This is a genomic window from Hoylesella timonensis S9-PR14, assembly GCF_000762405.1.
Lineage (GTDB): Bacteria > Bacteroidota > Bacteroidia > Bacteroidales > Bacteroidaceae > Prevotella > Prevotella timonensis_A.
The window spans coordinates 60,355-72,688 of the sequence record NZ_JRPQ01000055.1 but is presented as its reverse complement, the minus strand read 5'-3'; the positions used below and the strand labels follow the sequence as shown (position 1 = coordinate 72,688).

Genomic DNA, 12,334 nt, shown 5'->3' with positions numbered 1-12,334 from the left:
TTTTTGGTTCAAAATGTAAGTTCGTTCAGTCGTGTAGCTCGCTACACTCCTTCACTCTCTTGCATTTTGACCTCAAAAATAAGCTCAAAATCTAACAAAGCTAATTTATAGAACCAGCCGTTATAGTTTTATATTTTTCTTTTTTCCTTTACTCTCATTATTCATCCTATCTACGGATGTTACCACATATCTATATTTTGTCTTACCATCTGCATAAGGCAACTTATACATCGTTTTATTCGTAATGGTAACAATCTTTGACGGGTCTTCTAAATCGACACGTTCGCCTTTATTAAAACGATATACCACATACTTCGTGGCAACATCATCCCAATTCTTTCCACGAGGTGGTGTCCAAAACAGCAAGTAACCGCTACTGGTCCATACAGCTTTTACCTTTCGTGGCTTTTTAGGTCTCTTATCATCAATAAAAGACATTTTGGGTTGCAGGGCAGGATATTTCCAATAATAGTTTCGCAAAGTAGTGCCGTAGTTACCAATGTTATCAACCACCGCCTTTGCATACCACAGCACAGTGCCTTTTACATGATTCATCTCCTCATGGAGTTTGAACTTAGCAGGCATCTGGTGACTGTTAGGATTCTTAGGATCAGCAAATTTAACAGTTCTCTCAACATCCTCACCTATATAAAGAGGTCGGTTTCCTGCATACTTGTTCCACCATTTTATCAATGTCTCATAATCAGCAGTCGAATGTCCTATTTGCCAATAAAGTTGTGGCACACAATAATCTACCCATCCATTGTTTACCCATAACAGCACATCGGCATAAAGGTCGTCATAGTTTTGCAACCCACGTGTATTGCTGCCTATTTTCGGATCAGACTTCTTATTACGATAGATACCAAAAGGCGAAACACCAAATTTGACCCATGGCTTTCGTTGATGTATTTTCTCTCCTAACTCTTTGATAAAAACATTTACGTTGTAACGACGCCAATCATCGATATTATTTATACCATTGTGATATTGCCTATACTCACGTCCGTCTTGAATAATCTCGCCTGGTGCAGGATAAGGATAAAAATAATCATCGATGTGAAAACCATCAATGTCGTATCGGCTCACAATATCATCTACTACTTGGTAGATATAAGCCCTATTGGCAGGATTACCAGGGTTAAGAATAAATTGTCCTCCGTAGGTAAATACGCTTCCTGGTTGCTTTATTGCAATGTGGTTGCTGGCTAAAGCCGTTGTTCCTTTTGTCTTTGCTCGAAAAGGGTTAATCCATGCATGCAGCTCCATTCCTCTTTCATGGCACTGTTCTATCATCCATTGCAACGGATCCCACAATGGATAAGGGGCTTTTCCCTGAACACCTGTCAGGTATCTGCTCCATGGTTCATATCTGCTTGGATAAAGAGCATCACATTCTGCTCTTACTTGAAAGATAATGGCATTAACACCATCCTTCTGTAGTTCATCCAACTGATAACGAAGTGTCTGTTGCATTTGCTGGGTACCCATACTTTCAAATTGTCCATTGACACATTGAATCCATGCTCCCCTAAATTCATGTTTTTGAGCATTTCGTGCAAAAACAAAAACACTGAGTTCACAAAATAAGAATAAGAATAATAACCTTATTGAGATTAAATATTTGTTCATCTTGCTATTTCTTTTCTGCAAAGATAAAACATGTAATGCGAAAAACCAAAAATCCCTACATTTTGTTATATAATTTCATGTGTAGCAATGAATATTTAACGACTTAATTGATTCAGTTTCACAAAGATTTTCTATCTTTGTAAAAAAGAATACGATGCTACACATCAAAGAAATAAAAAAGGATTCAAAAGATATAGAGCTCGTGAAAAGACTCTATGTAGAGGCATTTCCCAAAGTTGAACGCATGTCTTTTGACTCATTATTGCTATTGCAACGAAAAGCAGATGTCCGTTTTTTAGGCTTTTATGATAAAAATGACGAATTCAAGGGGCTCACATATACATATCATCATGACAATTTGAGTTGGTTGTTCTATTTTGCTGTAATGCCTAACGAAAGAGGAAAAGGGTATGGTACGAGGATTATCAAACGACTTTTAGAAAGATATAAGAACGAACGTTTTATGATTGATATAGAGGATGTCGACCAACCCGCATCTAATACCGAGCAGCGAAAAAAGCGATACGAATTTTACAAACGTATGGGATTTATTGATTATGGGGTCAGAAAGGTTTGGCCTGGCATTACTTACAATATCATGTCGTGTGGAGGACCGGTCACTTTAGAGGATTACAATCGCGTCTATAATGAGTTTTGGGAAATCATCGAACCTTTAGAAGAATCAGAATAACGATTGAAGAACATCATTGTATATGACAAACGATGGTTGCAAAAAAAGATTCATTGTCTAATTGCATTCGTACTTTCGTTTGCTGACGAGTCGAGACGAAATCAGATAACAATCCATGCTATCGGTCAGATGATGTGAAATAGATGCAAAATACATCCTCACTATTTGCAGTTGAACCAAAGAAGAAGCCACGAACGATGCGTTACAATAGTAGTAACAAGGTTCGTGGCTTGGTGAAAAAGAAAAATTATTCTCCCCTCTCAAACAATTTGCAAACTCATTATTTCATAGATTTTCTATAATATTTTAAATCGTATAGTTCCTACTATGTTAAGAGGTCTCAATTGCGAAATAGATGAATATATATCAAGACCACTATAGTTAACCCTTGTGTACTGACTCTGATTGAAAAGATTATTGGCTTGTAAGTCTAATTCTATATGCTTCAATTTGTATTTAAACAACATATCTCCAAACCATGTGTGCCTGTTCTTTTCGGTCAAATTGTTGTAATTACCTTCTATTGTAGTAGTAAACGTAAATTGCTTAGTAACAAAGACATTAAACTTGATACGCTGAGTTGCAGTTCGAACAGTCTGTGAAGAATAATTATTTATAGCATCTATGGATGACACATTCCATGCATATCCGCTTGTGAAAACAATATTAAGCCATGTAAGAGGAGTGATAGTACCACCGCCCCCAATACTGATTGTTCGAGAATGGAAGGGGTAAAGATTCTGAGCAATGAGACGTTCACTTTTACTACAGTTATAGCCTCCAAAAGCACGAATGGTTGATTGTAACCAATCAAAACCTTTGCTGCCATCAAAGCCGAAAGCATAATTATCTGTATATGTTTTTTTATCAATAGCATGTACAACACAGGTTGCACCTCGATATTCATAACCATAAATTTGATTGTCACGAGTGTGTCCATAGTTACCATTTATACGGAAAAAGGTTGCTGTAAGAGCACTGCGATATCCAACTGATGCACTCGTTGTGAAGCAACTTGTTTCTGACAAATGTTCAACATACGACCGTTGAAATGTTCGGTAGTTGTTCATTATATAGCCACTATAGATACTTCCAGGATCTCCGACATTCTTATAGTATGTTGCATTAATGTTACCACTCCAATCACGCCACTCATAGTTTACAGTAACCGATGGTGTTACAAGCAAGCGGGTATATTTATTCTTGTTTTTAGTGATGCGGTCATCAAGAGTTTGTGTGTATAAGTTTAGAGGGCAGGTAAGGGAGAGACGCCAACCTGCCTGTTCGAATTTGTATTGTTGATTTAGCGATAATTCATAAGTGTTATACCATAAATCATTCAATATCGTCTGTGATGTATGATTTTGACTACCATTTGCCGTCAAATTAGTAAAGCCGCTTAAATCGGTCTTTATGCCATGCAAGCTGGCATTGGCTAAAATTCCATAGTCCAGAGAGAACGATCTTAAGTGAAAGGTAAAGTTAGTGTGGAAGTCACCCGCAATGTTGCGTGACTTCAATTCTTGATTATAATGGACTGATGTTTGTGGTAAAAGAGAATCCACATTAACTATCAATGTGTTAGGGCGTTGAGCATAACCAACTGAGAAATGCAAATCAAGTGTACGTTTACCATAATTCTGGATAAGATTCATAGTATTACTTACTGTTAGCGAAGGGCGATGGAAATATTGATAAACCCGATTGTCTCCATAGTTGATGGGGACAGCTCCTGTTAGGTCAGAGGTAAGTTGGCTCTGTACGTTATCATTATTCCATTCTCCATCTAACTTCAGTACATTGGCTATAAAACCATTTTCACCATTGCGATTGTATCTTAAATTTGTACTAAGATTATTCATGTGTGTTATAAATATAAGCGACTCGCTGCTCAATAGTCGTTGATTAGAACTATAAAATCGGTCGGCTTCTGAGATTCCTTCTTGTCGTATAGATGCATGGAGATATGACATATTCAAAGTTAGTTCAGATTGTTTGCCTATTTTCTCCAAGTGGTTCATTGATACAATGTGTGAATGATTGTCAAAAGTCCGTTTCTGTGGTAATCCACTGCCAGATGGCGTAACAACTCCCAGTGGGGCAAAAGCAACAAGCCCCACATCATTGATACCAGAATAATGTGAAGTTAATTCTTGGGAAACATCATCACCGATATTGTTGCCTTTATAGAGAGTTATATTCTGCCTACGTTTTGCAAAGTACATACCAACAACCTCTGCCGTCCATAATGGATTTCTGCCAATAGGATTTTGTCCATCAGATAGGGAACGCATTCCGAATCCCCATCCACCAGATTGTTGACCACCACCACCGAGCATTGTGTTTACTGCTACTGTACCTTTAGCAGCATTTTTTAATTTCAGATTTATAGCAACATCATCGGTTGGTGTTCGTCCCTGTAGGGCTTTCACTGGTTGATGGTTCTCAAGCACTTGAACCGAACCAACATCTTGTGCATTGATATTTCCTGTTGCAAGACCATAGCGACCTTGCAACAAATCCATGTCTTCAACATAAAACTTTGAGATACTTTTCCCATTGAATTTTATACTACCATTATCTGATACTTCTATACCAGGCATACGCTTTAAAACATCACCTATAGTGCGATCGCCTTGCTGTTGATATGCACCAACAGAATAGTTAAGAGTATCACCGTTTTGTCGTATCTTCTTAGCATGAACTTCAACTTCCTTAAGTTGTAGTACCTTTTCGTTGACTCGAAAGTTTAATCGTTGTGAACAGTTAGCAACAATTTTAACTTGCTGCCCTATAGACATACCAGCTGCGGTAATTGTTAAGCTATCGGATTGTGAATTTACCTCCAAACGATAGTCACCCTTACTGTCTGTCTCTGCAAATGCCAATACGCTACTATTCCCTTTTGACGTTACAGTAACAATGACATCTCCTGACTTGCCCTGTGCATCTATCACACTGCCTTCAATGACTGTTTGAGCTTGTATCTTTAAGCAAAAGATAATCAGTAGACAGAATATGGTTGTAGTTTTCATCTATTCTTTCTCTAATGGCTCGTAAGGGTGTGGCTTTGATTTTAGTTGTCCCGTTTGATAGTCGCGGGCTCCAGCTGTTTTAAGGTGATCTCGATTTGCGGCTACTTGTAATTTATAGATATGTTCACGTGTATCCTTAACAAATCCTTTATATTCACTTTTAACAATTGGGAATTTGCCAGATTTTATTTCAACAGCTTCCCATGTGTAGAGATGATCTTTATCATATATCTTTAATATTAGTCCAGGTAATCCACCAAATATCCATGGACCGAGGCGTGTAGGAATTTTGGTAGTAAACCAAGCTTCAAAAGTTCTACCTCTCCATTGACAAGTTGCTTTTTGACAATCATACCCCAGTATTGATAGCTGCTCATTAGAAAGCGTCCAATGTTGTTGATACATCGGTTCAGTATAGAAAGCATTATAGCGTTCCATAGCCCATGGCATCGTAGCATAGCAAGTGTATATGCCATTATCAGAGTATATATCAGTAAATTGATACTCGCTCCAATACTGGCAGTTCCTTCCACCGGAAAAGAATATTCTCGGTATACTAGTAGCATTTGGATTTCGCTTAATAAAATCATCATGTAAGGAATCGTTTAATTCTAAAAAACGGCTATAAAGCTTACTCAAACCTTTTCCTATTAGAAGCACTTGGGAGTCTATATAAGTACGTTCATCTCTAATATCATTAGCATTTAGAGCATATATAACTTTAATTGAGGCCTGCCCAATCACTAAACATTTTCCTATACCTTTTGTGTTAGGACGCATTACACGCCCTTGCTTTTCTTGCGCATGTAATGTAAATGAAAAACAAATAAAGAAAATAATGATACTTCTCATATGTAATCTTTTTGTTTATTATATAAGCCATAACTAAATAATAATCAGAATGATTTCTCACTAAGATTTTAGTCAGTTATAATCCTTTATTTAATATCTGTTGATTATAATCAATCTTCCATTAACTTACGATAGCGTCCCTTTTTAATATCTTCGTTGCCTAAACGGCGGGCTTTATTGATTTCATATTCAGAGTAAGTTCCTTCAAAATAGAATACTTCACCATTGCCCTCGAATGCCAAGATATGTGTACAAATACGGTCTAAGAACCATCGGTCGTGACTGATAACAACCGCACAACCAGCAAACGACTCCAGTCCTTCTTCCAATGCTCTCAAGGTATTCACATCAATATCGTTGGTAGGTTCGTCCAATAACAAAACGTTACCCTCTTGTTTTAACGCCAACGCCAACTGTAAACGATTTCGTTCTCCGCCAGAAAGCACTTCGCACTTTTTGTTTTGGTCGGTACCAGAAAAGTTAAATCGCGACAAATAAGCACGTGCATTGACATCACGACCGCCCATTCTTATATTTTCATTGCCTTGCGAAACAACTTCATAAACTGTTTGCTGGGGGTCTATATCTTTATGTTGCTGGTCTACGTATGCCAGCTTTACCGTTTCTCCTACTTCAAAAGTACCCGCATCAGGCTGTTCGAGCCCCATAATCAAACGGAAAAGCGTGGTTTTACCTGCACCATTGGGACCTATCACGCCTACAATGCCATTGGGAGGTAACATAAAATTGAGATCTGTAAACAGCACTTTTTCACCAAAAGCTTTTTTCACATGCTGTGCTTCAATCACTTTATTACCTAAGCGTGGTCCGTTAGGAATGAAGATTTCTAATTTATCCTCTCTCGTTTTCTGCTCTTCATTCAGCATCTGTTCATACGAGTTTAGACGAGCCTTTCCCTTTGCTTGTCGAGCCTTAGGTGCCATACGCACCCACTCTAATTCACGTTCTAAAGTCTTACGACGCTTAGATGCGGTCTTTTCCTCTTGATCCATGCGCTTGGTCTTCTGTTCCAACCACGAAGTATAATTACCTTTCCATGGAATACCTTCACCACGGTCTAACTCCAAAATCCACTCACTAACATCGTCTAAGAAATATCGGTCGTGCGTTACCGCAATAACCGTTCCCTCATACTGCTGTAAATGCTGCTCCAACCAGTCGATACTTTCTGCATCAAGATGGTTGGTTGGTTCGTCTAATAACAACACATCGGGCTTTTGTAAGAGCAAACGACACAGTGCCACACGTCGCCGTTCACCTCCCGAAAGATTTGTTACTGGCAGATGACCAGCAGGACATCGCAAGGCAGCCATCGCACGTTCTAACTTAGAGTCCATGTTCCATGCATCGGTAGCATCGATGATGTCCTGCACTTCTGCTTGTCGCTGCATCAGTTTGTCCATTTTGTCAGGGTCTCCATAATATTCTTCCAGTCCGAACTTGACATTTATTTCGTCATATTCTTTCAATGCATCATAGACTTTATGCACCCCCTCTTGCACGTTTTCTTTCACGGTTTTAGTTTCGTCCAATGGTGGGTCTTGTGGCAAATATCCTACACTATAGCCAGGACTCCACACCACATCGCCTTGAGTTGGTTGCTCTATACCGGCAATAATCTTCATCAAAGTTGATTTACCAGCACCATTCAATCCTATAATACCAATTTTTGCACCATAAAAGAAAGACAAATAAATGTCTTTGAGAATTTGTTTTTGGTTTTGGGGGATAATCTTTGATACTCCCACCATGGAGAAGATTATTTTCTTGTCGTCTACAGTTGCCATATAAGTTTTTGAGTTTTTGAGTTTATGAGTTAATGAGTTGAGTTGTTAAGTTATAAAGTTACTGAGTTATTAAGTTCTTGAGTTGATGAGTTGTTGGTTGTGATTTCAAATTTCAAGAGCAATTTCATCAAGAAAACCGTCATTCTTTTGAATTATATTTCTCGTAATCGAGCGATATATTTTCCTAAGATATCAAACTCTAAATTGACGATAGATCCTACCTTGATATCACAAAAGTTGGTATGCTCCTTCGTATAAGGAATAATCGCTACGGTAAAACGATTGTCTGTTGGTTCGCAAACCGTCAACGAAACACCATTTACCGTTACGCTCCCTTTATCAACTGTGATATATCCTCGTTTCGCCATTTCTCTGCTATAAGGATACTCAAAAGTGAAATAAGTAGAACCGTCAGCATCTTGCATCTTCACGCAAGTGGCTGTTTGGTCTACATGTCCTTGAACAATATGCCCGTCCAGCCTGCCATTCATCAGCATTGAGCGTTCTACATTCACCTTGTCTCCAATGGTTATCAATCTCAGATTAGACCGTTCCAACGTCTCCTTCATCGCTGTTACCGTGTATGTATCATCGTGAAGACGCACAACGGTTAAGCAAACGCCATTGTGACTTATACTTTGGTCAATCTTCAATTCGTCAACAAACGAACATTTCAATGTAAAATCAATGTTTTCTTGATCATGGCTAATCGCAACTACGGTTGCCATCTCTTCTACAATTCCAGAGAACATAAACAAAGTTTTTAATTGGGTTCTATAAATTATCCTTGTCAAGTTTTGAACTTATGTCACACGAAGTAGGCTGCACCTCAACGCAGAAAGCAAACTTTCTCCGCATTCGGCTTGCACTACCTTGTGTGGTCAATCTGTAAGCGAGTAAGGTTGTGTAGCTACTACACTCCCAATGACACTAACGCATTGAACCATAAAGGTACGAAACGTTGGCAAGACGTAACCCATAATATATTTAGTTGTGGTGGTAATTTATAAAACCCACCTTATATTTATAAAGGCAGGAAACACACCTGCCTTTATGTATGAAAAAGGGGTTGCTCGATGATGTGATGAAACTCCGAACTATATAAGATTTGAGAGCTCTCCGTCTTTGTAATCCACTGGCTTTACAGCTTAGTCCTAAAAGGATTTATGTGGCCCGCCATTAACAAAAGAAGTCTTCTCGGTTTCATGTTTTTATTGATGAGTATCCCGATCAAATCGACACAACCCCATGTTGTACTCTTTCTAAATGCAAAGATACAAATTTAGAATGAAACCTACAAGTTTTGTTTTCTTTTTACATTCATCTGCTGATGTTTTTTTAAGTCGTGTCCAGCTTCTTCTGCTTTATAACGTTCAAAATGGTCTAAACTATAACTCACGCATAACATTTGTTACAGCATACTTTATTTTCTTTGGTATTCTTCACTTCATTTCGCCAATGTGTAAATAAGAATATTCATTACATCTAAAGAATGGCGAACGAAATCAAAACCCTCCTTCATCAATGTATGAAACTTTTTTGCTACTTTTGTCGTCAAAGAAACGTATGGCAACCCATCATCATACAAATAACAGTTACGAATAACAACTCATCTAAAAAATCTACTATATGAACAAGATTTTTCAAATCAGCCTTTGTGGCATGGCTTTGCTTCTAAGTACATCTACGGTACAATCTAAAGAGTGGTCGCTGAAAGACTGCATTCATTATGCGCTAACCCATAACATTTCGTTGCAAAAGAAGACACTACAACATTTGAGTGCGCAAGAGGACACGAAACAAAGTCAAGCTGCCCTATTGCCGTCATTGGCGGTAAGCTCCTCCCAAAATTTAACATATCGCCCCTGGCCACAAACAGGAATTTCCACAGGGGGCTATATGCAGGCATCGGTAGATAAGGTGTATTATAATGGTTCGTATAGCATTAACAGCAATTGGACGGTATGGAATGGTGGAAAAAACAGACATACGATAAAGCTCAACAAGATCCTTGAGCAACAAACGGCATTGGATTCGGCAGAAATGGCTAACAAACTGATTGAGCAAATTGCACAACTATACGTTCAAATACTTTATTCCAAAGAAGCAGTAGTCGTTAATCAATCGATTTTAGAAACCAGCAAACAGAACGAAACACGAGGCGAAGAGTTTCTAAAAGTTCAAAAGATGAGTCGTGCGGATATGGCACAATTGACCGCCCAACGTGCTGCAGATGAATATAATGTTATAGAATCAGAAAACAACTTGCGCAACTATAAGCGACAGTTGAAGGAACTTCTACAAATTATTGACACAGAAGAGTTTGATGTGTTGCCTCCTCATCAAGTAGAGACCGTTGAAAATCAGGCAATACCCAGTGTGTCTGAGATTTATACGACTGCCCTCAACAACCGACCCGAAATAAGAAATGCAGCATTGGGCATCGAAAGTAGTAACCTTAGTGTGCGTATTGCCAAAGCTGGGAAATTACCCACATTGGGAGTAAGTGCAGGTGTTGGAACGAGTACTACCTCCATGAGCAACTATGAATGGGGCAAACAAATAAAGAATAACTTTGACATTGGAGCTGGTATTTCCATTAACATCCCTTTGTTTGACAATCGACAAACCAAAACAGCTGTCAACAAAGCTCTTTTGCAAAAGCAGAGTTATATGTTGGATCTCAAAGACAAACAAACCAAGCTCTACTCTACTATCGAGGATTATTGGTTACAAGCCACCAACAACCAACACAGATTGCGAGCTGCCATGATAAGCACAAAGAGTGCCGAAGAAAGCTACCAGCTGCTCAAAGCGAAGTTTGACGAGAACCTTATCAATATTGTAGAACTGATGAAAGGGAAAGATCAGCTGATGAATGCTCAACAAAACGAACTTCAAGCCAAATATCTTACCCTGCTCAACATCCACCTATTAAAGTTCTACCAACAAGGAGTCATGGAATAAAATAAAGCAAAGGTGGCTTCTATCTATTATTGCTCACAGATAGAAGCCACCACTTTCCAAAACTTTTATTACTTGCTATCTAACGGTAACATCAACTCTTGTGGAGACGAAACGAAGGTTGTCGCACCATGCTCCAGCAGAAATTCCTTGTCACGAAATCCCCATAACACACTGATACACGGCATACCGCTGTTACGAGCCGTTGCAATGTCTACGTCACTGTCACCAATATAGACGGCATCTGTTTTATCTACCCCTAATTGTCTCAACGCTTCCATTACCGTATCAGGTGCAGGTTTGCGGTGAATATCCTCTCGTTCACCAATTGCAACGCTTACATAATCGCTAAAAAAATGTTGGCAAAGTTCACGAGTAGCATCATAGAATTTATTACTGACCACTGCCAACTTTTTTCCATGTTCGTGCAAATTTTTCAATAAGTCCATCACACCCGGATAAGGGCGTGTGTTATCTAAGTTGTGAACCATATAATGCTGGCGGAAATCCTGATAAGTTTTCTCAAATTCAGGATGTTCAAGACCGCCTGGAATGGCACGCTCCATGAGCTTTTTTACACCATTTCCCACAAAATGCCTTACCTCTTCTATTGTTCGCTCGGGCATTTGGTGCTTCTTCAGTGCATAATTACAACTAACAGCTAAATCTTGGAGACTGTCTAAAAGTGTGCCATCCAAATCAAAAATATACGTACTATACTCCATATTATTACGTGCATCAATCGCACATCATTAAAAATTTAATTCTTAACTTAAACGATTAAGAAAATCGTTGCTCTCACCGTCATGCTTATCATAAGCTATGAGTGATGCAAGCAAAACAATCTGACACATCAGCATTGCTTTGATGACTGCAAAGGTACAAATTGTCTTATGGATTTCCAAATCATCTACCTTCTTTCGTGACATAGTTCCACATTCGCTCAACATCGCTTCTAAAGTTCAGCAATTAACTGTCAATAAATTTAACAAAACACCTCTCATAACTTTCATATTTTCAACAAAAAGAAAGTTGGTTGAAAATATTCGAGTATTTGCGACTTTTTATAACTCTTTGAATAATAAATACTTATAAAAATTCACTACTAACAAGTCCATTGTTTAACCTGAATTTTCCACTAAAAGCAATGATTTATGTGGCTTGGAAGCACCATTTAAGCCCGTTATTCCATTACAATAGGGCGACTATTATCACCATCTAACGGGGTTAACTCAATGGGATAACACCAAAATCTACTTATTTTCACGATGAAAACTGCCAAAACTGTATGACAGAAAGCCATATTTTGTGCTAGAATGCAAATTTAGAAATGCCCATTTTTGGTAATTAAA

General features: G+C 38.4%; 9 protein-coding genes. 2 read left to right on the top strand and 7 right to left on the bottom strand.

Translation table 11 applies throughout. The annotated features are described in order from the left end of the window. Positions 1-120 precede the first annotated feature (120 nt). Positions 121-1,632, bottom strand: a complete 1,512-nt coding sequence (locus HMPREF9304_RS02575) for a glycoside hydrolase family 10-like protein (protein WP_036926222.1) — start codon at positions 1,630-1,632, stop codon at positions 121-123. A gap of 202 nt (positions 1,633-1,834) precedes the next feature. Between HMPREF9304_RS02575 and HMPREF9304_RS02570 the strand changes: the two genes are divergently transcribed. Then, positions 1,835-2,323, top strand: coding sequence for a GNAT family N-acetyltransferase (locus HMPREF9304_RS02570; protein WP_231564450.1), 489 nt, complete (start codon positions 1,835-1,837; stop codon positions 2,321-2,323). Between the two features lie 296 nt (positions 2,324-2,619). Here the strand turns inward: HMPREF9304_RS02570 and HMPREF9304_RS02565 are convergent, their stop codons facing one another. The 4 genes from HMPREF9304_RS02565 to HMPREF9304_RS02550 all read right to left on the bottom strand — a co-directional run bounded on the left by HMPREF9304_RS02565 (position 2,620) and on the right by HMPREF9304_RS02550 (position 8,770). After that, positions 2,620-5,358, bottom strand: coding sequence for a TonB-dependent receptor (locus HMPREF9304_RS02565; protein ID WP_036926220.1), 2,739 nt, complete (start codon positions 5,356-5,358; stop codon positions 2,620-2,622). Further along, positions 5,359-6,210 carry a GLPGLI family protein gene (locus HMPREF9304_RS02560; RefSeq protein ID WP_036926219.1) on the bottom strand — a complete coding sequence of 284 codons (852 nt, stop codon included), beginning with the start codon at positions 6,208-6,210 and terminating at the stop codon, positions 5,359-5,361. It lies immediately after the preceding gene. A 110-nt stretch (positions 6,211-6,320) separates the two neighbouring features. Further along, positions 6,321-8,018, bottom strand: coding sequence for an energy-dependent translational throttle protein EttA (gene ettA / locus HMPREF9304_RS02555; RefSeq protein WP_036926218.1), 1,698 nt, complete (start codon positions 8,016-8,018; stop codon positions 6,321-6,323). Between the two features lie 152 nt (positions 8,019-8,170). Continuing rightward, positions 8,171-8,770: a riboflavin synthase gene (locus HMPREF9304_RS02550; protein ID WP_008124038.1), complete on the bottom strand. Its 600-nt coding sequence runs from the start codon at positions 8,768-8,770 to the stop codon at positions 8,171-8,173. A gap of 877 nt (positions 8,771-9,647) precedes the next feature. On the opposite strand from HMPREF9304_RS02550, the gene HMPREF9304_RS02545 reads away from it, so the two are divergent. Beyond that, positions 9,648-10,985 (top strand): TolC family protein, encoded by a 1,338-nt coding sequence (locus HMPREF9304_RS02545; RefSeq protein WP_036926217.1) that lies wholly within the window; start codon positions 9,648-9,650, stop codon positions 10,983-10,985. Between the two features lie 68 nt (positions 10,986-11,053). Here HMPREF9304_RS02545 and HMPREF9304_RS02540 read toward each other — a convergent pair whose 3' ends face one another. Together HMPREF9304_RS02540 and HMPREF9304_RS02535 are read right to left on the bottom strand one after the other, a co-directional pair. Further along, complete coding sequence (locus HMPREF9304_RS02540) at positions 11,054-11,707, bottom strand: HAD family hydrolase (protein WP_036926216.1); 654 nt, start codon at positions 11,705-11,707, stop codon at positions 11,054-11,056. 42 nt (positions 11,708-11,749) lie between these two features. Continuing rightward, complete coding sequence (locus HMPREF9304_RS02535) at positions 11,750-11,911, bottom strand: hypothetical protein (RefSeq protein WP_156104746.1); 162 nt, start codon at positions 11,909-11,911, stop codon at positions 11,750-11,752. Positions 11,912-12,334: the final 423 nt, after the last annotated feature.